Raw genomic sequence first — 20,955 nt, forward strand, 5'->3', positions numbered from 1 at the left:
CTTGACCTGATGAATAGTCTCGATTAGCCCGTTATAGCGAACCGAATGAGGTGACCGTGGTCGTCATCGACTCCCACCAGCACGTCTGGAACCCGCACCTCGTGACCTACGACTGGCTCGAAACGGGAATGCCGTTGCTGAACCGCCTGATCGACTTCGCCGAGCTTCGCCCGTCGTTAGCGGATGCCGGCATCGATGCCACGGTGCTGGTGCAATCCGCCGACAACGACGTTGACACCGACTACATGCTCGCGGTCGCGGCGCAGAACCCCGAGGTGGCGGGTGTTGTCGCCTACATTCCACTCGACCGCCCCGACGAAGCGGCTGCGCGACTCGAAGTGCTGGCCAAGAATCCACTCGTCGTGGGGGTGCGCAACCTTATTCACGACCAGCCCGATCCCGACTGGATGCTCCAGCCGCAGGTCGAGGAGAGCCTCACCCTCTTGGATAGAGCTGGCCTGCCGTTCGACTATGTGGCCGTGCTTCCCCGTCACCTCGAGAATCTCGCCGGTATCGGCGAGCGGCACCCCAACCTCACCATCGTGATCGACCATCTGGCGAAGCCACCGATCGGAGGCCGCGGCCGGGAGCCATGGTGGAGTCTGATCGCCCGCGCAGCTGAGAACCCGCGGGTCGTGGCGAAGATCTCGGGTCTCTATTCGAGTGTCGGTGACGTCTCGGATTGGAGCGCCGAGGGCATCCGTCCGTTCATCGACCATGCGATCGAGTCGTTCGGCGCTGCTCGGTTGATGTATGGAGGCGACTGGCCGGTGTGCCAGCTGGCAGGGGGCTATGCCCGCGTCTGGGAGGGGCTGGCCGAGGTGCTGGCAAGTGCGGTCACACACGAAGAGCAGTCCGCCATTTACGGCCACACTGCCCAATCGGTGTATTCGCTCGACCTCGCTTGCCTAAGGTTATGAATTCATCTGATCTTTCGATACGATTGCGACGTGATCCGGAGTTGTAGAGGAGTGATCGAATGAGTTTTCAACGTCTCGGCGAGGCCGGTTCGGAGATACCCGTGTACGAAGCCGGCAGCACGGTCTTCGATCTGCGCGGTATCGCGACAGACATCGACGCAGCCTTCTTCAGTGGCGGTGGTGTGGCGCGTGCCCGGGCGGCACGCTCCGCAGACGAACTGATCGAACTCGACGGCGCTAACACCATGCGCATCGGGCCGCCGATCGCTAGGCCGGCGAAGATCGTCTGCATCGGCCTGAATTACAGCGATCATGCAGAAGAGACGGGTACCGCCCTCCCGGCCGAACCTGTGGTCTTCTTGAAAGACCCGCTCACTGTCGTGGGCCCCTTCGACGACGTTCTGATCCCGCGCTCGTCGGTGAAGACCGATTGGGAAGTCGAGCTCGGCATCGTCGTCGGACAGACGGCCCGCTACCTCGAATCACCCGACGACGCTGACGCTGTCATAGCGGGATATGTGCTCTCGCACGACGTCTCGGAGCGCGATGGCCTTGACCCGGTTTGGTGGACACCTCACAAGAGAGAATGTCCATTATGGGAAAGTCGCGTCGGGAGTTCACTCCTGAGTTCAAAGACGAGGCCGTGAAGCTTGTCATCAATACGGGCAGGCCGGTCGCTCGGTCGCTCGGGAGCTCGGTATCAACGAGGCGTCGCTGGGTCGGTGGGTTCTGCTTTTCAAGGCCCGCAGCGACGAGGGCACGGCGGTGGTCACGGAGTCCGAGCGGTCCGAGCTGGCGAGGCTTCGGAAAGAGAACGCGGACCTGAAACTTGATCGGGCGTTTCTAAAAAAAGCATCCATCTTCTTAGCCCAGGAAGCGTCGGATTCGAACGGGAAGCGTTCGAGCTGATGCGGGTGGAGAAGAGCAACTTCAGTATCGTCCGGATGGTTCGCCTGCTCCACGTCTCCCGGTCCGGGTATTACGCCTGGCTGGATCGTCTGCCGTCGAAAAGGGCGATCCGGCGGGAAGTCGTGAAGGCGAAAGTGGGCTGGTTCCACGGCGATTCCGACGAGGTTTACGGGTCGCCCCGGATCCTCGCCGAGTGCCAGATCGCGTCCGGCTCGATCACCGTGGTCGATGCGGCGTTGCGCAGCGCGTCTTCGACGAGCTCGGTGCGCATGTGATCAGCGATCGACCACCCGACGACCTTCTTCGAGTAGCAATCGATGACCGTGGCCAGATAGATGAAGCCCTGCCAGGTGTGAATGTAGGTGATATCGCCGACGAACTTCATCCCGGGCCGTTCTGCGGTGAAGTCCCGCTTCACCAGATCGGGCATGAGTGCCGCGGCTTCGGCGTCGGCTTCGGTCGTGACCCGGAACGGGCGTGGCTGGCACGGCACGAGGTGCTCGTGCCGCATGATCTGGCGCACCAGCTCAGGCGAACACTCCACGCCCTCGTCCATCAGATCGGCGTGGATCCGCCGATACCCGTAGGTGCCATCAGAGGTGGTGAAGAAGTGGTGGACCCATCCAGCCAGAACCTCCCGGCGCGCGGCAGTCGCCGATTGCGGGCGCTTCAGCCAGTCATAGAATCCCGACGTTGACACCGCCAACCAGAGGCACATCTTCCACACCGCGTTGATCTCGGCAGGGTCGTTTCGGAGGGAATCGATGTATTCGTACTTGCCCACTATCGCTGTTCCCTCGCGAAGTAGGCGGTGGCTTTTTTTAGGAACGCGGTCTCCGCCCGGAGCTCCTGATTCTCCCGCTCGAGCTCCTTCAGCCGGGCTCGCTCGGTGATCGTCAGCTCGGTCTCGGTGCCCCCGCGCGCGTCTCGGTATCTGACCAACCAGTTACGCAGCGTCTCGGGACCGACACCATAGGCCTCAGCGACTTCCCGGATCGGTTTCGAGGTCGAGATCACCTCCTGGCACAGCTCGTCCTTGAACTCCTGGCTGAATCGCCGTCGTGATGCGGTCATCCTGCAGATCTCTCTTTCAGTAGCGCCCTCAGTTTAAGAGGGCCCACCGTCCGAAATCCCTAGGCCGCCCACACAGCACCCCATTCCGCTTTTTGCCGTATCGCCGGTCCGCGATCTTATTCCTTTTTTTGCGGTCCTTTGCCAAGCTGGGTTGGCTCGTTCACACTGGATTTGAAATTTTGCGCGCAAACCTTATCCCGCGCATAGCTGAGGAGGACACGATGGGTGCTGGAGATAAAATCAGTAACGCCGCTGAAGACGCGGCGGGCAAGGTCAAAGAAGGTGCCGGTAAAGTGACCGGTAATGACAGTCTTGAAGCCGAGGGCAAAGGCGATCAGGCCAAAGCTGACCTGAAAAAGGCTGGCGAGAAAGTCAAAGACACCTTCAAACACTGACGTATCTGACGTCACCAGAACGTGCCGCTTGCGAACAACCACGGGCGGCACGTTCTGATGCGTGGCACAACGTCCATCCTGACCAGAGACGTGCGGACGCGGTCCAGAAAAACTGCCTGATGCTGTGGTTCTTATTTGCTGGGGCAGCTGGGTGCGGTGAGTGTTTGTGTGGTGGTGTTCATCATTGGGGTGCCTTGCGTGACGGGTGTGCCGTAGCTGCCGGGGCTGCCGGTGAAGGTCGCGGTGATGGTGTTGGTTTCGCCGGGTGCGAGGTCGACGAGGAACCGGGAGACGGGTCGGCCAAGATCGGACGCGTTGGTGCGCACGTCGGCTTCCACGCTGGTAGTCCCGGCTGTGGCGCTTGTCAGGGTCGCACCGACGGGGCCGTAGACGTATACTTCTGTGCTGAATTTTTTGCCGCGGAAGTTTCCACCGACCACGAAGTACGGCAGCGTGTTGGCCTCTTCAGGGGTGATGCTGGAGTGCAGGGTGACGGTTTCAGCGAACGTCGGGTTTTGATGGTTTGTGCACACGTCTGTGGTCAGGGCCGTGTTGGTGTGCAGCCAGTAATCGGTTTTAGACACGGACACGTCACGAAAGTAGGTGCCGACGAGGGTGCTCTTGGTGTTGTCGGTCGGCAGCACGCCTTGCAGACGAGATCCGGTCATCAGGTTCTCTTCGTCAGTATTAGCGCTCCAGGCCAGCAGGTCACCGGACTGGATGGCCTTGTTCACGGCGGTGAGCAGCTGACCGGGGTCCGCGGTGGTCCTGGTCAGGCCGGCGAAAACGGTTTTCGCCGTATCGGTGAAGAACGGGTTGGTTTCTTTTTCAATGTCTGCTTCGGGGTAGCGCAGGTAGATGTCGTGAAGGAGCAGGGTGACCGCGTTTTGGGTGTTGAGGACATCGCCGGAGGCTAACGTCATCGGTCCGGTCGCGGTGAGGAGGTCAGACAGGGCGATCGGGTCGATGGTGATGACACCGTCGACGGTGCCGCCTTCGTATTTTTCCCAGAACGCTTTCATGGTCAATGCTGCGGTCGGGAAGTCGGGGCGGCTGGTTGACCAGTTCAGGGTCGACGCGATTCCTGGTGAGTAGATGTTCAGCAGGTTCTGGTCCATGGCGCGCGCGGGGCCGTCGTTCAGCGGGAAGTCTCCGCTGGTCGCGGACGCCGTCATACTGACCGTCCCGTTATCGACGGTGACCATTGAGAGCGCGGCGGGGCCGCCGCCGAGGGCTGTGGTCTCTGCGTTGTTCAAAAAGCCGAGGAGGTAGTGCCTGGGCCCGTTCACGCCGAGAAGATCCTGCGCGAGGACGATACTGCTTTGAGCTTTTCCGAGCTGCCCGGTCGCCTTGCTGAGCACGTTCACGAGTTGGCTTCGGGCGGTCCCGATCTCTGGCACCGTGCTGCTGGTATCGATCTGCTCTGCAGACGCAGTGGCTGCGGTCAGCGCGCTCTGCACCGTCCCGATTGTGCTGCTCGCCTGGGCGAGAACAGCGACGTTCAGTTTCCCGTTCACGGGGCGTAACGAGTTCACGCTGAGGGTGTTCGCGAACGCCAGTGCGGGGGCCACAGCGTTGGTGCTGAGGCCGTCTAACGTCGCTGATACTTGCTGGAGCGCTTTCAGGTTCGGGCCGACAAAGGGTACGTTTTCTGCGGCCACGAACAAGGGGTCCGACGTGTCTTCGTCAGCCTGACGGGTATCCGTTTCGAACTGGGTCGCAGCGTCGGACGCTGCTGTAACGTTCAGCGACGTCGCGGCGGTTTGCAAGGCGAGCGCGGACGTTTGTGCACTCTCGAGGGCCGATTTCGCCTGCAACCCCTGAAACGCGACCCACCCGGAGCATCCCAGTACGGCAAGCACACCCAACGAAAGCGTCCCGATGACCAGGGCTCGGCGGCGTCTGCGGTGCGTGCGTGCGTCACGGTGGTGCCCGGCCGCGTGTTGAGGGGTGCCCGCCGGCCATCGGTGACTCATGCTGAGCTGCTCCTCGTCGACATAGGAAGATTCTCCTGAGCTTTGATCGTTTCGTATTGAACGATGAAAGGCGTGATCTCGTGACGAGAGTACCGGTAGTCCAAGCTTCAAGCTTGGCAGATTGCTGTGCGCCATGGACTTCCGTGGGGGTACGACGGATTTTCACCGAAGACCAGACGATCGAGCGGCAACGCGGGGGCAATACCAGTAACGTGTCGCTGCGGCGTGGCTGCAACTAACGATGTCGGGGAAGGCCACCGCGGCCGGTTCTGGTTGACGCCGGGAGGGGTTATTGGATGGTGATGGGTGTGCCGAGGGGGAGGAGGGTGGCGAGGGTGGTGATGTCGGTGTTGGTCATCCGGATGCAGCCGTGGCTGACGGGGTGGCCGATGCTGGCGGCGTCGTCGGTGCCGTGTAAGCCGATTTGGCCGGGGCCGCCGCCGAAGCTGGTGAGAGCGTCGGAGAACGCAGATAGCCCGAACGCGTAGGGACCGTATCCGGTGTTCGTGGGTGCGAGGAGTTCGAGTAGGTAGAACGAGCCGTGCGGGGTGGGCGTGCCGCCGGTGCCGGTGGCCACCGGGTAGGTGTTCAGGATTGTGTCGTTCTGGTAAACGGTCAGGATGTTCTGCTCGGTGGACACGAGCACTCGGTAGGTGAGGTTCGTGAGGGTGGCACTGTTGGCGGTGATCCAGCCGGTGCTTCCGTTGGGTCTGATCGGGAGGTCGACTTTCAGCCAGCCCGGCTCGGTTCCGTCGACGAGGTAGGTCAGCGGGGCGCCGGAGGGTTGCGGGTTCGTCATCGTCAAGGTCACCGTGCCGCCGGGCGTGTCATAGATATCGACGGTGGGACCGGTTGCGATCGCAGCGGTCCCCACTGACGCTTCCGGAGTCGGAGTCGGAGTCGGAGTCGGGTTAGGGCTGAACGTTGCTGACGCGCTGGGCGGGGTTGTTGTTGGTGGGGTTTCCGCTGTGCACCCGGTGATCGTTGCGGCGGCGAGCCCGGCGAGTATCAGCATCCCTGCCAGCCGGGTCGGAGTGGCGTTCAGGTTCACCTTCACTGTGGAGCGGTCTCGGTGGGCTGGTTCAACCGGTGAACGATGCCGTGCCGGTCACTGCTTTCGCTGGTGCCGCCGCTGGCACCGTGGTCGGCGCCGGGGTGGTAGTGGCCGTTGGAGTTGGAGTGGCGGTAGGTGTGGTTGTTGCTGCGGCGGTGAAGATCATTCCCTTGGGCTGGATTGCGGCGAGTTCGGTGATCGGGGTCAGGGTGCCGTCGGTCAAGCTGAGGGTGGCGAGGGAATTCGGCCCGCTGTCCGGGGTGAGGGCTGAGACGGCTTGTCCGGATGCGAACGGGCCGGTGACCAGGTCGACACTGTTATTGCTGGGGTCGGTCAACCAGAGGGCCTGGTCCGTGGCAGTCGCGAACGCGGTGTCATCGATCGGAGTCGGGATCGACAGCACCCGGAGGCTTTGAGCGGCAGTACCGATGTTGTGGGCGAACACGAGTTGCATATCAGCTTGAGCGGTGAGCATGAAGTCACCGCCGAATGAGGTGCTCGATGCGGGTACGACGGCGTTGGAGTCCGGGTCGGTCAGTGCCAGCGTCACACTCGTGCCAGCCTGAGGGCCGTTCACGGCGGTCGCGGCTGCATCGTCCGTGAACACGGGGGTGAGAGCGGCGGTAGTGTCGGTCAACGTGACGGAGTAGACGGCGGGTTTCCCGGTCACGGTCGGGTTAGAACCGCTGACCAGGATCACACCGCTATCGATCGAGATCGCATCGGTGCCCCCGCCGTGCGTCAGACCCGTGTACGCGTATTTAACCAGCGGGGAGGCTGCGTCAGGGGTGAGGGTGGAGAAGCTGGAGTTTCCGTCTTCGTTAGCGGTCAGGAGCAGCCGTGAGTTGGCGGGATCCGCGGTGAGCCCATCGACGCGGCCGGTCACGTCCCAAGACTTCCCAGCTGTCCCGTCCAGGGCGTACTGCTGGATCGTGCTCGCGGCGACACCCGTTTTGGATGCTTCACCGAGCGGGCCGACACCGTTTTGGAAGGTCACATAAATGCTGTCACCGAGCCGGGTGATGTCATCGGGTTTGGACTCCTTCCCGACCGCGGGGAACGTTTTCACCGTGTACGCACCCGTACCCGCGGTAACAGTCGGTGACGCCTGCGCGGGCAACGCTGAAAAGGTAGTCAGCCCAAGAATGACGACACCGCCAGCGGTGAGGATGATCGTGCGATTCTGCGGGCGCGGACGGGTCATCAGGTTCTCATTTCGGTACAGGTAACAGTCGACTTTACGACGCTACGAACCGTGCACGGCGCGCAGCTGAGCAGAACAAAGCCAATACCTGTACAACAGGTAACCGGACGGTGAACGGCACTCAGAACGGTTTGTCAGAAGGTCGGCTGCGACGCAGTCGTGACCGACGTCGGGCGTTCTGCTGGCTTTTTTAGTTCTTCACGGTCGCAGCCTGGTCGTGGAGTTGGCGGCGGAGTTCTTCAACGATTTTGAGTGTGGCTGCTGACGTGAGGCGTACTGCGGCGAGTTCTCTGGCGAGATATTCGACGTCGGCGAGGTTGCGCTCTGCGTTCTGCCGGTCTTGTTCGAATTGGACCCGGTCCCGGTCCGCTTGACGGTACTGCGCTAGCAGGATCAGCGGGGATGAAAACGATGCCTGAATCGAGAGCAGAAGTGTCAGGAAAGTGAACGTGTACGGGTCGAATTGCCACGGGGTGAGCGTGTTGATGATCAACCAGCCGGCAACGAACGCAGCCATGATGCCAAGAAACCTGGGGGTTCCGAAGAACTCAGCGGTCGCTTCGGCCACCCGGCCGAGTAGATCTCCGCGCCGGTTCAGGTTCCGGGGCAAACGCCGTTGACTCACTGGCACGGACAAGTCGTAACTGGTGTCTGCGCCGAAATAATTTCCGAGCATGCTTCCCCGTTCAAGTGGACTGTGATCACCGTGCCACAAACAGTGATGCTTCGTCGACGGCCAAGGTCTCGGTTCAGCGGTTGCGCGTCGTCTACGTGCACAGCCCGGGAGTATCATCGAGAGCGAGAGTGGGTGCGGAATGAAGGTTCGTTGGGCGAAAGATCCGCAGCCGCATGACTATCCAGCGGCAGCGTCGTATCTGACCTTGTTGGGCAGTCGTGTCGATGCCGAGGGTTTGGTTGATGCGTTGGCGGGAACGCCGATCGTTTACCATCCGGCGAAGGATCTCCTTCGCGCCTCACGGCTCGGCCTGCTGGCGGTTGATGACCCGTCCGTTGCGAAAGACCTCAAACGAATAAGTAAGGGCAAACAGCTCAGTCCTGTGCTGTTGCTCCGCGGCAACTTGCTTGGTGTGCCATTGGAGATTCTTGACGGTTACCACCGGGTATGTGCGTCGTACCATCTCAGCGAGAACACCCTCGTTTCGGCTCAGATCATCTCTCTTGACGACGTCCCGACGGTCTAGTCAGGGCGCTGTCGGGCGGTCCGGTTTCGGGGGTTGGCTGAGTGTTCCTTGAGCAGCTTTTCGGCCCGATGCGCCGCCGCCTTTACCGCGCAGAATGAACGCGATACCCGCCGCTAGGGCTGCGCCGAGGAGCGGGCCGGCGGTGTACAGCCACAAGGTGTCGAAGTTCAGGCTGATCAGGTCGGGGCCGAATGTTCGGGCCGGGTTCATCGAGGCGCCACTGACCGGTCCGGCCCAGAGGCCGGCGAGAAGAATGTAGGAGCCGACCGCGAATGCTGACAGAGACCCGACGTTCTGTGCCCCGGATGCTGCGCCCAGAATGGTGCTGACCAGTCCGCAGGTCAGCACGATTTCGATCGCGAATGCTTGCAGGTCGGTGAACCCGCCGCCTGGGTGCGGTCCCCCGAAGCCGCCGGCACGCCCGAACATGCTCAATAGCAGCAGTGAGGCGGCCGTTGCGCCGACAAATTGGGCGAGGATATAGGCGGGCACTCGTCGCCAGCTGAAGTCGCGGCGCAAGGCGAAAGCGATACTGACCACCGGGTTCAAGTGCGCACCCGATACTGCGCCCATGAACAAGATGACTGCGATCACGGTCAGGGCCGGTGCGGTGACCGTGGCGATCCGGCCCACGGAGCCTTGGGTGAGGGTGTTGACGATGTCTGAACCGGCTGCCGCGATGACGAGCAGGAACGTGCCGAGCACCTCAGCGAAGAGTCGCCGCCATTCCAACGACGATTTGTCGAAGTCGCGAATCAGGCGTTGGTCTTGAACCGATAAACCGACGTGCGCCTGCCGCAATGCAACCGGCGCTTCCGAAGCCCGGCCTGTGACGGTCACGTTCTGGCCCGCTTCTTCGGTGCCGCGAACCGGCCGTCTCCCATTTCGGGGGTGTCGTTGGCTGGCGGGTTTGTGCCAGTTTCTCGGCTGAGGGAGAGCACGATTCCGATCGCGAGGAGTGAGCTGATCAGTGCGGTGCCGCCAGCGGAGATGAGGGGCAGCGGTACGCCGAGTACGGGGAGCATGCCGAGTACCACGGCGATGTTCACTAACGCTTGGCCCACGATCCAGACCATGATCGCCGCGGTGACGACGCGGGCGAACGGGTCCGGCGACGCGCGGATGATGCGGAGGAAAGCGACGCCGAGCACGATGATCAGCGCGAGTACGAGGCAGCCGCCGATCAGGCCGAGTTCTTCGCCGATGACGGCGAAGATGAAGTCGGTATCCACCGCCGGTAGCCATGACCATTTTGCTTTCGAGTTGCCAAGGCCCACGCCGAAGATGCCGCCGTCGCCGAGTGCGAAGTAGCCGTTCTGGATCTGCCAGCCGGTGCCGCTGTAGTCCGCAGTCCCTGGCTGCAGAAACGCCAGGATTCGGGTCACCCGGTTGGGCCGGGACAGTGCGGTGAGAATGGCGATGGTTGCTGATACAGCGGTGAGCATCGCCAGGTGCCGGATCGGTATGCCGGCGAAGAACAGTGCGCCGAGCACCATACCGATCAGGATCACGGTCGTTCCCAGGTCACCGCCCAGAGCGACAAGCACGATCGCTGCACCTGTCACGATCACGGTCGGCACGAGTGTGTAAGAAAACTGGGTGATGCGGTGTTGTTTTTTCGCCAGGAACATGCCGAGCCAGAGCACAACACCCACTTTGATCAGTTCCGATGGTTGCAACGCCGGCAGCGGGCCCAGCTGCAACCAGTTCCGGTTCCCGTTCACTGTCACACCGAGCGGGCTCCCGATCACGAGCAGCTGCAGGAGGCAGCCGCCTGCGAGAACGATCCACGCCGACCCTTTCCAGAACGTCGACGGCAGGCGGGACGCAACAAGTAGGAGAGGGATGCCGATCAGCGCGTAGGTACCCTGCCGGAGGAAAACTGAAAAGGAGCTGCTGCTGTCGATCTCGGAGCCGACCGAGGAGGAAGAGAGCACCATCATCAACCCGAATGCGACCATGAACACCGTCACACCGAACAGCAGGTAGAAGTTCGACGACACCATCGGGGCGACTTTAGCCAGAGTGATCCGCACAGACCGGGCACCCGTCTCGACCGCAGTCATTGGCACGGCTGGGGGACGTCGCGGGGAGCCCACTGGCCGGGGTTCCCGGTGCGTCGGCCGGGTACCTTGTGCGCTCATGGCTCCAATGTCCTCTGCCGGTCATCGTCCGGGGAGAGCCGGGCGCGGGAGAGGGCCGCGATAAGAGTGTCATCAGCGATCGACGCCTCGACACGAGAGGTCGGGAAAGTATGCGCCGACACCTTCGCTCGAGCAAACCGTCGGTAACCGGCCGCCGAGAGCACAACAAAGGACACGCTCACCCCGAGTAAAACGGTGCCGCCCCAAGGGGTCGCCGACCGAACGATTGCTGCGACACTGTCCGCACCCATCAGCGCGTACACGACAACAAGTGCGGCCCACAGCCAGCTCCCGGATGTTTTCCTTCGTGTCATGACTGCGACCATACGTCCCGGATCGGCGGCGCTAGGGAGCCGCGCCGAGGGATCATTACCGTGAGCGTACTACTACGAACGGTGCGGGGATTCACACCAAGTTTGCGGGTTCGGGTTGCTAGTTTTCGTGGATGACTTCCGGACCCTCCATGCGGCACGCCCGAACCCGAAGCAGCAGCGGCCCCGTGCAAGTGCTGAAGGTCCTCGCGATAGCCCTGGCTGTCTCGCTGGTCAGCGTCGGTTGTCTGGCCGGTATCGCGGTGTGGCAACTGACCGGCAACGTCGGTCAGGGCGTGCATTTGGCGCTGCTACCGGGCCAGTCCGCGCCACCGGTCCCGGGCGTGGGAGCGATCGAGGGGGGAGTGAATCTGCTCCTGGCCGGTACGGACACGCGGACGGGGCAAGGCGCGAATTTCGCCGATCCCGCCGACCTGGCCGGCAGTTCGGGTGCAGGCAGCAATGACGTCACGATGGTGTTACACATTTCGGCCGATCACAGCAGCGCGTCAGTAATCAGTATTCCCAGAGACCTGATGACCCCGATCCCGGACTGTCCAAGCCCCGATGGGAAAAGTACGGTCGCTGCGACCGATTCGGGGATGTTCAATACCACCCTGTCTCGGGGCGGATTGCCCTGCGTGGTGCTGACGGCGGAGAAACTCACCGGTTTGAGCATCCCGTACGCTGCGCTAATCAGTTTCCAAGGCGTCAGCAGCATGTCCACCGCGGTCGGCGGTGTCACGGTCTGCCTCGCCACCGATGTGAATGACGATTACGCGAACCTGCATCTGAGCGCCGGGCAGCAAACGATCTCCGGTGACACTGCTCTCGCGTTCGTCCGAAGCCGGCACGGCGTCGGCGACGGCAGCGACCTGGGCCGGATCAGTAACCAGCAACTGTTTCTCTCCGCGCTGGTCCGGAAGATCAAAAGTGGTGACGTGCTGAACAATCCGGTCACCCTGTTCTCTTTAGCGACCGCGGCGACGAAGAACATGACCCTCTCCGACACCCTCACGAACCCCACAACACTCGTCGCGATCGCGTTGGCGTTGAAGAACATCAGCCTGGATAACGTCGTCTTCGTGCAATACCCCACCGTCGCTGATCCGAACGATTCCAACCGGGTCGTTGCCAACGCCGCCGCCGTCACCGCCTTGAATGCGGCGCTGAAAGCAGACCAGCCGCTGCAGCTCAGCGGCACCGTCGGAGCCGCAACCCAACTCGACCCGTCCGCGACCGCTGCACCTACAACACCGGCAGGGACACCCGCACCGACGAGCAGCGGCACGTCGACCCCAACACCAAGCCCTACAAGTGCGGTGCTCCCGCCCGCAGTGACCGGGCAAACCGCAGCACAAGTGACCTGCACGAAAGGGAACAACTAACATGACCCAACCCGCTTACAACACGATCGGGTACCGTGCCGGTCTCCGACTCGCCGTGATGGCCGCAGTCGGGTTGGCTGTCGGCCTCAGCGTTGGGTTCTTCGCGTCCTGGACATACGCCCCTGCGCTGGGCTGGGGCGCGGCAGCAACCACATTCCTCGTCTGGGTGTGGGCTCAGATCCGTACGATGGGACCGGGAGAAACCGCCGCGCACGCCACCCGGGAAGATCCCAGCCGGTTCGCCTCGCACGCCCTGGTCCTGTTGGCGGTGGTAGCCAGCTTCGGCGGTGTTGCCTTGCTCCTGATCGAGGCTACCAACGCCACCGGGATAGCTAAGGCCAGCATTATCCTCTTAGCCCTGCTCACCATTACGCTGTCGTGGCTGATCACGCATACCCTCTTCACCCTCCGCTACGCCGCCGAGTACTACCGCAGCGGCAGCGGCGTCAGCTTCAACCAGGATCAAGACCCGCGATATACCGACTTCGCGTATCTCGCGTTCACGGTCGGGATGACGTTCCAAGTCTCTGACACCGACATCAAAAACCATCTCATCCGCGCCACGATCCTCCGGCACGCCCTGCTGTCCTACCTCCTCGGCGCCCTCGTGCTCGCAACCACCATCAACCTCATCTCCGGACTCTCCGCACACTAAAACTGGCGCCTGCAGCGTCCGCCCTACGACCGGCACGCTGGCATCAGGGCTAGGTAGGTGGCTCGTCTTTCGCCTTGGTGAGGCTCACCCGGTGACCCGCGTTAGAGGGTGGCTGCGCTGAGGCCGAGGCGCGGGCAAAGGATCCCGTAGCCGGCGTCTAGGCCGCCGTTCAGCGCGCTGGACCGTGATCGGCGGCGTAATGCTCACATAACGGACGTGAAGTACCGGTCGCGGCCGGTTCTGCTATTCGGTCATGTCCTCGATCACCCGAGCCGTGATCGTGGAGATCGGCGTCTTGGACGCCTCGGCACCGTAGGGGCAGCTTGTGAATCCGACTCACAGTGAAATAACCGACGCTAGGGGTGGCAGAGTCCTAATAGTGGGCGGGTGTATGGATGGTGTGTGTCCTGGGTGACGGGTTCCCGTCAGCTGAGACCTGCTCCGAGCTATGTGCTTCTAGCGAGGGCGGTTCCCCAAATTTTTGCGCGGCGGAGTTCTCCGGGTTCGGGTTCCCCGTCGGCGCTGAGGAAGAATATTTCTGGTGGCATGACGGGGGTGAAGCCGTTGATGTCCAGGATGTGTTGTATTTGGGTGTCTGCTTCGAGGATAGGGCGGTGGCGGCGGGTTCGGGTTTCGAATGCGGCGAACAGTGTTGGTGTGGGAGGAAGTTCGGTGAACCACTCGCGCATGCTGATGGCCCCAGCCGGTAGTCCTGCCGTGGCAGGGTCCGATGCGTTTTGGGCTTCTCGGATGTCGTCGGTGTGGGCTTCGGGCAGGCTCAGCCCTGACCAGTGATCAGGGGCCCCGACAACGAGGAGGTCAGGTTCGCCGACGGTGTCCGGGTCGGCGTCATTGACGCCGAGAACCCTGACGGTTGCGAAGCGCGACAGGCCGGCAGCGATGCTTTCGGCGACCTGCTGGGTGCGTCCGTGAATGGATTCGTAGACCACCACAACATCCATCACTGTTACTGCCTTTCCCCGTTTGTGGGAACTCTATTCCTATCGCACCAACCCCTCTACCGGAGATCTTCTCGTTGCTGCCGTCTTGCTAGAGGTAGGAGCTGAGGAGTGCGATCGCTGCGGCGCCCATGATCGCGAATGCGCACCAGAGACCGATTTTTGACCATCGCCCGTTAACGTATCTGCCCATGACTGATGTGCGGCTGGTGAGTCTTGCGATGACGAAGATCAGCGGCACGGCGACGATCCCGTTGAACACCGCGGTGAGCACGAGGGCTTGGACCGGGTCAAAGCCCACGAAGTTCAAAACCAGCCCGGACAGGGTACCGATGATGATCACGAGGTAGAACGCGCGGGCCTGCCGGAATTTGCGGAACAGGCCCTCTCTCCAGTTAAACGTCTCTGTGATGGCGTAGGACGAAGACCCGGCCAGGACGGGGATACTCATCAACCCGATCCCGATGACACCGACAGCGAAGATCAGTTTGGCAAGGAATCCGGCGTTCGGGAAGCTTTTCACCAATGGTTCCAAAGCCTGTGCTGCGTCCGCTGCGGTGACGATGTTCGTGACACCGCCCTGGTTCAAGACGACCGCGCCGACGACGATGATGAACCAGGCCACGATGTTAGAGAAGAACATGCCGAGCACCGTATCAACCCGCAGCTTCCTCAGATACGTGGTCGTCAGCGGCGGTGGGTCCTCGCCTGCAGCAGCGGGTTGTTGGGTTCGTTCGTCTTCGACAACGTTGCTGGTCTGCCAGAAAAAGAGGTACGGAGAGATCGTGGTTCCGAAGATTGCGACGAGAACGAAGAGAAACTGCTGGTTGAACTCGATGTGCGGAATCACGGTCGCTTTCACCGCTTCCGCCCAGGGCACGGTGATCAGGAACGCGGTTGCGATGTACGCAAACAGCGCGAACGCCAACCACTTCAAAATCCTGACGTACGTGCGATACGGGACCAGGACTTCCAGCACCAGGATGATCACCACGAACCCGATCGCTAGAACAACGAACGGGACCCCGGGCAGGAGCAAGTTCGCACTGGCCGCCATCGCGCCGATATCCGAACCGATGTTGAACGTATTCGCCGCGGTGACCAGCAGAACGATGGGATACAGAATCTTTTTCGGATAATTGTCCCGGATGATCGCGGCAAGACCCTTCCCAGTCACCGCGCCGATCCGCATGCACGCTTCCTGCACCGCGATCATCAGCGGCAAGGTCAGCAGAATGGACCATAAAGTTCCGAAACCGAATTGAGCGCCGGCCTGCGAATACGTCGCTATCCCTGACGGGTCATCATCCGCCGCGCCGGTCACGATCCCCGGACCCAACACACGCAACAGCCGACCAAACCCACGCTTTTTGCCTCGCCGAGGAAACACGGCGGCGCCCGGATCCTGATCTTGCGCCGGGTCGGCAACCTGCTCGTCAGTGGGACTCGTCATCGTGCGCTGAGTCTAAGCCGCCGAAGTGAAGCCTCTGACCAGGTTGCCGACACGGTGTCGGGTTTCGATCGTTAACGAGACACCCCCACCGGCAGATCGCCCTCCGCGTCATTGCACGGGTCGCGGTGTATGTCTGGCATTCCCCTGTTTCTGAGCCGACCGGCAACTTCATTCCGGCGCGCCGCGCGGAAATCGCCGACGGATATTTTACGAATTCACAAGGTGTGCCCCCGTAGACCTCGGCCAAACGGGCGCTGTTGTCACCGTGGGGTCGCACGCGTGCTGACAGCGAGAGCTTCGTCAGCTGACCGAGCAGGCCACCCTGGCCGGTCAGCGCGACGCCCTGATCCCGAGCCCCACCGATGATCTACCCATCAACCTCGTCACAGGAGTTACAGGGGTTACACCATTATCGTGTGGTCCTATCCGTTACGGTGCGGCGGAATGGTTTAGTTTCGGGCGTCGACGTGTTGGGCGATGAGTCTCAACGCTTGCCACATGTGGTTATGTTCGGCGGCGACCATTTTCATGAAAACGTCGATGGGTAACTCGTGATCGATGAGCAACCATTTCGCTTGCACTTCGTTGGACAGGTTGTCGATCTCTTCAGTGAGTGACATGTCCACATCCTTGCGTTCGGGCAGCCTCGCTGCGCCTCCTGTCCCTGCAAAGCGCGGAGCTCGTCCCAGGAGATATGAGGACCCAGGACCGAGTTTGTCATCGAGGGAAGCGTTTTGGGTAGTGCTTGCGCACGCTGACCGTTTGGGTACCGCGGTTGCCTCGCTGGGGTTAGTTCCGTGGCTGCTGGGTGGTGGAGGTTTGGGTGGTGGTGTGGTGGTGGCGGTCTCGGCGGCGCCAGTCGTCCGGGATCGCGGCCTCGAGTGCGTCATCGACCGTGATGACGCCGATGATTTGTCCGGTGTCGTTCAGGATGGGCAGGCTGAGGAGGTTGTAGTCGGCCATCACGTTGGCGATGTCGATGATGTCGTCTCGCGGGTCGGCGTGCACGGGTTCCGGGTCGGCGACATCTCGGAGGAGCGCGTCCGGGCTTGTTTGGATGGCTTTCACGAGGCTGAGGGTCCCGACGAGGCGTGAGTCGTTGTCGATGCTGTGGATTGTGGTGAGTGCTTCGGGTTGCATCGTGGATGCGTGACGCACGACGTTCAGAACGTCGGCGATGGTTTCGTTTTCGTTGATGGCAAGGTATTCGACGCCCATCAGGCCGCCGGCGCTGCCGTCTTGGTAACGCATCAGACGTAACACGTCGGCGCGTTTGATTCCGGGCAGCGCGTCAACGACGGGTCGGCGACGTTCCTGGGGCAGATCAAGGATCGCGTCGACGGCGTCATCGGTGCGCATCCGGCTGAGGATTTCTGCGATCTGCTGGGTGCTGCGGGCTTTGAGTACTTGGGTTTGGTGGTCGTCTTCGAGTTCTTCGAAGACGTCCGCTTCGAGCTCCGGGTTGCTGTGCAGGTGGCCCAGGAGATCATCGCGTTCCTTCGCGGACGCCGTTTCGATGAGGTCGGCTATTTGCGCGGGCCGGAGTCCTCTGAGCCGGCCGAAGCCTGACCGGACATGGGTGGAGGGTTCGTGTCCGATCAGGGCTTCGAATGTTTTCCAGTCCCGGACAGGGTGCTGGGTGTGGTGGGTCCTTGGTAGCCAGCCTCGGCGGTGTACGTCCAGGCCGGTCGCGAGCCAGCCCTCCGCTGTGGAGGTGATCGCGACGTCGTACGCGCGGACGAGTACCGCGCGGTCAACGTCGATGAGTCGGTGGCCGAGGACTGCTTCTTTCAGGAGCACTTCGCCGTCACGCCGCTCGAAGGGTCGGAGGTCGAGTTTCGCGTTTCGGAGGCTGATCCGGGTGTTATCGATGGCGGCGATATCGGTGACGGGTACAAAAACGTTGTTCGCCCCGACCCGCATCACGAGACCGGTCAGCGCGGGATACCGGTCGGGGCGGAGCCGGACGATGACATCGCCGAGAGTGCCAACCGTTTTGCCTTGCACATCAACGACGGCGTCGCGGAGCAGGGCGGATAAGAACAGCGGCTGGACGGGGTCGGCCGGTTCGGGGATGGGGGTCATGAGGGGCTCCTTTCCGGAGCTGGTCTAATTGTGCATCGAACGGCCGCGCCGTGCGAGAAAAATGGTCAGTTGCTGCTGGTCGCGAGTTGGATGACGCGGACGAAGACGAGGATCATGGCCAGTAGCAGGTAGACCCGGAGCACTGTCAGGCCGAGGCGTCGGCCGGTGGACATTTTCGGTTTCGCCAGCAATGCGATCGGCGGCATCCGCCAGGTTGCCCGTTCGCGCCGGTCGACGGTGTCCGGGCTGGCGGGGGCGGGGCGGATGGTTCGGTAGATCGCGAAGCCGATCCCGGCGAGAAGCGCGACACTCCCGCCGCCGATCAGGATGGCGATGATCGCTTCGGAATTGATGGCGGGGAATAACACGCTCGCGGTCAGCACGGTCGAGAGGATCACGAGGACCGCGATGATGAGCGCGGTGAAGATGTTCAACCATTTCCCGTTCACCCACGGCCCGAGGACTGCTTTGTCGTTGCACAGCAGCAGCAAGAACACGGTCGCGGAGGGCAAAAGCACCCCGGCTAGCACCTGCACGCCGACCGTGATCAGGCCAAGCGGGCTGCCTGGGATCAGGACCACGATCGCGGAAAGCACCAACAGACCCGCGAACGCGGCGTAGAACCCTTTCGCTTCGGATACTTTCCGGTGCAGGGAGTGTTTCAGGCCCAGCACATCACCGAGCGCGTAGGACGTGCTCAGCCCGACGGCGGCAGCACCGATCACGGACGCATCGATCAGTGCCAACGCGAACAGGATCCCGGCCGCTTTACTGACATAGGTACCAAGACCCGCAGCGACCCCGCCGGCGTCGGTGAAATTCCCGAAACCTGCTGTCCCGGTGAACGCACCAGATGTGACCGACATCAGGATCGCCGCCCCGACAACGACGATCACGATCCCGATCCACAAGTCGACTTTCTCGTAGTTCATGAACCGGGGGGTGATGCGTTTATCGATGATGTAGGACTGTTGGAAAAACAGTTGCCACGGCGCTACCGTGGTGCCGACAATTCCGATGATCAGGAGTGTGACGGTGGAAAGTTCAGCGCCTGCCGGGATCCCGGGGATCAGGAAACCCTGAGCGACTTCACCGATCGGTGCGTGCACCATTATCACTAACGGCACGAGCAGCAGCGACCCGGCGATCAGGAACATGCAGAGACGCTCGAAACGCCGGAACGAGCCGGTACTCACTGCACCGACAACGAACACCGCCGCAACGATCACGCCCGGGATCTGCGGTATACCCAGGTACGTGAGGCCCAGGCTGATTCCGATGAACTCGGTCACGATGGTCAGCGCGTTCAGGATGAACAAATCGATGACGCTGAACGCGCCCCAGAACCGACCGAACCGTTCCAGGATCAGCCGGGCGTGGCCCACCCCGGCAACCGCTCCCAGACGCAGCACCATTTCCTGGTTGACATACAACACCGGGATCAGCAGCAGCAATACCCACAACAAACTCGTGCCATAGTTTTGGCCGGCCTGAGTGTAGGTGCCGAACGCGCCAGCGTCGTTATCGCCGACCATCACGATCAGGCCCGGCCCAACGATCGCTACCAGAGTGCGGAGCTTCGCCGACATTTTCGTCCGCGGCGCGTCGTCGCCTAACGAGATGGTGCCGAAGGCGCCCTCAATATTGCCGACATGCGCAGAATCAAGCGCAGCCGACTCGGGCTGGGCTGCCGGATGGACGTCTGATGCGGAGGCCATGGCTGACCCCTTCCTCCCCAAGCGTGGGAATCGCGAATGAGTATGAAAAACCCAGAACCATCACGCCAACGGTGAGGGAGGGTATCGTCCGCACCCAGAACCGTGAGCCTAAACCGGTGAAGTGAACACCAGGTGAAGAGCACAACCAGCGGCACGCATGCGGGAACTGGGTTGGTGACTATCGTCCATCAGCTGCCTTTCGCCTCCGTGACAGCATCAGAAAGAGGACCGGACATGGCTGACCGGTTGTTGCCTCTCCTCGTAAGACCTTTGGCACTTCGCGGCGTCAACCCGAACAGGTTCGGGAGCCAATCGGGGCCACCCCTTAGCTCGGGGGAGCCTGTCCTGACCCGGGGCGTCTCTGGACGTTTAGGGTCGCTGGCATGTTTCCGCGAAGGAGCCTCAGCTAACAAGCGACGCCTTCTAAAGGTCAACATAACCCCAAAGTCCACAAAGACCAAACTGGGGTGCTGTGGGTTTCTCGGTCGGTGGGCCCTCTTAAGCTGAGGGACTACCGAAAGTAGAGTCCAGCATGACCGCATCGCGTAGGCGATTCACTCAGGAGTTCAAGGACGAGTTGTGCCGTGAGGTGATCAACGCGTCCAAGCCGATCAAGGACGTCGCGACCGCGTACGGCGTCGGCCCGGAAACTCTCCGCAATTGGCTGATCAAATACCGGAAGGCTAACGGTGGCACGGAGGCCGATCTGACGGTCACGGAGAGGGCCCGGCTGAAGCAGCTCGAGCGTGAAGTTCAAGAGCTTCGGGCGGAGACCGCGTTCCTAAAAAAAGCCAGCGCTTACTTCGCTCGGGAGCAGCGGTAGTGAGCACGTACGAGTACATCGATTCCCAAAAAGCTGAGCCCGATAACCGGAACTCGGTCGTCAAAATGTGTGCCTGGTTGGCGGTATCGACATCAGGGTTTTATCACTGGGTGTCCCGGCCGCAGTCAGCGACCGCGGCACGCCGCCAGGCGCTGATCGGCCGTATTCAGCACTTCTTCGAAGACTCCGAAGGCACTTACGGGTACCGGCGGATCCACGCCGACCTGGCCGATGAGGGCACGGAGTGCTCACCCGAGCTGGTGCGCCAAATCATGCGCCAGGAGTGCCTGATTGCCTGCCAGCCGCGGCCATTCAGAGTCACGACGCAGGCCGACGCTGACGCGGCAGCGAACATGCCCGACCTGCTGAAACGGGACTTCACCGCGGACCGGCCGGGAGTGAAGTTCGTGGGCGACATCACCTACATTCACACCTGGCAGGGATTCATCTATCTCGCTACCGTGATCGATTGTTTCTCGAAAAAAGTCGTCGGCTGGTCGATCGCTGATCACATGCGCACCGAGCTCGTCGAGGACGCGTTGAAGAACGCCGCCGCGACGACCCTGATCGCGCCTGACGCGATCTGGCACTCGGACCGGGGAAGCGTCGGTGAATTCAATCGGTGGAAGCAACACCTCTATCTTGGAGGTGGGTCGTGGGACGACCGAGAGGTTTTATGGCTTCG

16 protein-coding genes, 4 pseudogenes and 1 riboswitch are annotated in these 20,955 nt (G+C 61.8%); of the genes and pseudogenes, 8 read left to right on the forward strand and 12 right to left on the reverse strand.

Translation table 11 applies throughout. The features are described from left to right. The first annotated feature begins 56 nt into the window (after window positions 1-56). From QN358_RS03180 to QN358_RS18825, 3 genes and pseudogenes are all read left to right on the forward strand, one after another. Entirely contained in the window at window positions 57-920 is an 864-nt protein-coding gene (locus tag QN358_RS03180; protein WP_323511571.1) for an amidohydrolase family protein, read from the forward strand. Window positions 921-1,165: 245 nt separating this feature from the next. Further along, window positions 1,166-1,456, forward strand: a pseudogene (locus QN358_RS18820) (fumarylacetoacetate hydrolase family protein); the annotation flags it as partial. 133 nt (window positions 1,457-1,589) lie between these two features. Next, window positions 1,590-1,829, forward strand: a pseudogene (locus tag QN358_RS18825) (transposase); the annotation flags it as partial. Between the two features lie 184 nt (window positions 1,830-2,013). On the opposite strand, the pseudogene QN358_RS03190 reads toward QN358_RS18825, so the two are convergent. Continuing rightward, window positions 2,014-2,903, reverse strand: a pseudogene (locus QN358_RS03190) (IS3 family transposase); the annotation flags it as partial. A gap of 221 nt (window positions 2,904-3,124) precedes the next feature. Here QN358_RS03190 and QN358_RS03195 point away from each other — a divergent pair. Then, the gene (locus QN358_RS03195; protein ID WP_323511573.1) at window positions 3,125-3,298 is read left to right on the forward strand and encodes a CsbD family protein; all 174 of its coding nucleotides are present in this window, start codon (window positions 3,125-3,127) and stop codon (window positions 3,296-3,298) included. A 131-nt stretch (window positions 3,299-3,429) separates the two neighbouring features. On the opposite strand, the gene QN358_RS03200 is transcribed toward QN358_RS03195, so the two are convergent. From QN358_RS03200 to QN358_RS03215, 4 genes are all read right to left on the reverse strand, one after another. Beyond that, window positions 3,430-5,160 carry a DUF4012 domain-containing protein gene (locus QN358_RS03200; RefSeq protein ID WP_323511574.1) on the reverse strand — a complete coding sequence of 577 codons (1,731 nt, stop codon included), beginning with the start codon at window positions 5,158-5,160 and terminating at the stop codon, window positions 3,430-3,432. Window positions 5,161-5,563: 403 nt separating this feature from the next. Further along, window positions 5,564-6,331 (reverse strand): L,D-transpeptidase, encoded by a 768-nt coding sequence (locus tag QN358_RS03205; protein WP_323511575.1) that lies wholly within the window; start codon window positions 6,329-6,331, stop codon window positions 5,564-5,566. Between the two features lie 25 nt (window positions 6,332-6,356). Beyond that, a complete protein-coding gene (locus QN358_RS03210) occupies window positions 6,357-7,532 on the reverse strand; it encodes a hypothetical protein (protein ID WP_323511576.1) in 1,176 nt (391 codons plus the stop codon). Between the two features lie 190 nt (window positions 7,533-7,722). Beyond that, window positions 7,723-8,325 (reverse strand): DUF1003 domain-containing protein, encoded by a 603-nt coding sequence (locus QN358_RS03215; RefSeq protein WP_323511577.1) that lies wholly within the window; start codon window positions 8,323-8,325, stop codon window positions 7,723-7,725. A gap of 22 nt (window positions 8,326-8,347) precedes the next feature. Between QN358_RS03215 and QN358_RS03220 the strand changes: the two genes are divergently transcribed. Beyond that, window positions 8,348-8,734 carry a hypothetical protein gene (locus QN358_RS03220; RefSeq protein ID WP_323511578.1) on the forward strand — a complete coding sequence of 129 codons (387 nt, stop codon included), beginning with the start codon at window positions 8,348-8,350 and terminating at the stop codon, window positions 8,732-8,734. Here the strand turns inward: QN358_RS03220 and QN358_RS03225 are convergent, their stop codons facing one another. Both QN358_RS03225 and ftsW read right to left on the reverse strand, forming a co-directional pair. Continuing rightward, window positions 8,735-9,574 (reverse strand): MIP/aquaporin family protein, encoded by an 840-nt coding sequence (locus tag QN358_RS03225; RefSeq protein WP_323511579.1) that lies wholly within the window; start codon window positions 9,572-9,574, stop codon window positions 8,735-8,737. Continuing rightward, on the reverse strand, window positions 9,571-10,800 hold the full coding sequence (gene ftsW, locus QN358_RS03230; protein ID WP_323511588.1) for a putative lipid II flippase FtsW: 1,230 nt from the start codon (window positions 10,798-10,800) through the stop codon (window positions 9,571-9,573). Before ftsW ends, QN358_RS03225 begins: the two co-directional genes overlap by 4 nt. A 577-nt stretch (window positions 10,801-11,377) precedes the next feature. Between ftsW and QN358_RS03235 the strand changes: the two genes are divergently transcribed. Beyond that, complete coding sequence (locus QN358_RS03235) at window positions 11,378-12,577, forward strand: LCP family protein (protein ID WP_323511580.1); 1,200 nt, start codon at window positions 11,378-11,380, stop codon at window positions 12,575-12,577. 1 nt (window position 12,578) lies between these two features. Then, window positions 12,579-13,232: a DUF1345 domain-containing protein gene (locus QN358_RS03240; protein WP_323511581.1), complete on the forward strand. Its 654-nt coding sequence runs from the start codon at window positions 12,579-12,581 to the stop codon at window positions 13,230-13,232. 446 nt (window positions 13,233-13,678) lie between these two features. Here the strand turns inward: QN358_RS03240 and QN358_RS03245 are convergent, their stop codons facing one another. The 5 genes from QN358_RS03245 to QN358_RS03265 all read right to left on the reverse strand — a co-directional run bounded on the left by QN358_RS03245 (window position 13,679) and on the right by QN358_RS03265 (window position 19,447). Further along, window positions 13,679-14,185, reverse strand: a complete 507-nt coding sequence (locus QN358_RS03245; protein ID WP_323511582.1) for a flavodoxin domain-containing protein — start codon at window positions 14,183-14,185, stop codon at window positions 13,679-13,681. A gap of 97 nt (window positions 14,186-14,282) precedes the next feature. Continuing rightward, window positions 14,283-15,644, reverse strand: coding sequence for a divalent metal cation transporter (locus tag QN358_RS03250; protein ID WP_323511583.1), 1,362 nt, complete (start codon window positions 15,642-15,644; stop codon window positions 14,283-14,285). A 449-nt stretch (window positions 15,645-16,093) separates the two neighbouring features. Further along, a complete protein-coding gene (locus QN358_RS03255; protein ID WP_323511584.1) occupies window positions 16,094-16,264 on the reverse strand; it encodes a hypothetical protein in 171 nt (56 codons plus the stop codon). A 169-nt stretch (window positions 16,265-16,433) separates the two neighbouring features. Then, window positions 16,434-17,729, reverse strand: coding sequence for a magnesium transporter MgtE N-terminal domain-containing protein (locus QN358_RS03260; protein WP_323511585.1), 1,296 nt, complete (start codon window positions 17,727-17,729; stop codon window positions 16,434-16,436). A gap of 65 nt (window positions 17,730-17,794) precedes the next feature. Further along, entirely contained in the window at window positions 17,795-19,447 is a 1,653-nt protein-coding gene (locus QN358_RS03265; protein ID WP_323511586.1) for an NRAMP family divalent metal transporter, read from the reverse strand. Window positions 19,448-19,695: 248 nt separating this feature from the next. Further along, window positions 19,696-19,868: riboswitch (M-box (ykoK) riboswitch) on the reverse strand. A 111-nt stretch (window positions 19,869-19,979) separates the two neighbouring features. Between QN358_RS03265 and QN358_RS03270 the strand changes: the two are divergent. Continuing rightward, window positions 19,980-20,878, forward strand: a pseudogene (locus tag QN358_RS03270) (IS3 family transposase); the annotation flags it as partial. Window positions 20,879-20,955: the final 77 nt, after the last annotated feature.

The sequence above is a fragment of the Subtercola sp. RTI3 genome (assembly GCF_035018625.1).
Classification (GTDB): Bacteria; Actinomycetota; Actinomycetes; order Actinomycetales; family Microbacteriaceae; genus Subtercola; species Subtercola vilae.

Coding starts and splice junctions, on each gene's coding strand:
- QN358_RS03195 (WP_323511573.1), top strand. CDS start 3,125: ATGGGTGCTGGAGATAAAATCAGTAACGCCGCTGAAGACGCGGCGGGC.
- QN358_RS03260 (WP_323511585.1), bottom strand. CDS start 17,729: ATGACCCCCATCCCCGAACCGGCCGACCCCGTCCAGCCGCTGTTCTTA.
- QN358_RS03250 (WP_323511583.1), bottom strand. CDS start 15,644: ATGACGAGTCCCACTGACGAGCAGGTTGCCGACCCGGCGCAAGATCAG.
- QN358_RS03210 (WP_323511576.1), bottom strand. CDS start 7,532: ATGACCCGTCCGCGCCCGCAGAATCGCACGATCATCCTCACCGCTGGC.
- QN358_RS03240 (WP_323511581.1), top strand. CDS start 12,579: ATGACCCAACCCGCTTACAACACGATCGGGTACCGTGCCGGTCTCCGA.
- QN358_RS03255 (WP_323511584.1), bottom strand. CDS start 16,264: ATGTCACTCACTGAAGAGATCGACAACCTGTCCAACGAAGTGCAAGCG.
- QN358_RS03220 (WP_323511578.1), top strand. CDS start 8,348: ATGAAGGTTCGTTGGGCGAAAGATCCGCAGCCGCATGACTATCCAGCG.
- QN358_RS03265 (WP_323511586.1), bottom strand. CDS start 19,447: ATGGCCTCCGCATCAGACGTCCATCCGGCAGCCCAGCCCGAGTCGGCT.
- ftsW (WP_323511588.1), bottom strand. CDS start 10,800: ATGACTGCGGTCGAGACGGGTGCCCGGTCTGTGCGGATCACTCTGGCT.
- QN358_RS03215 (WP_323511577.1), bottom strand. CDS start 8,325: ATGATACTCCCGGGCTGTGCACGTAGACGACGCGCAACCGCTGAACCG.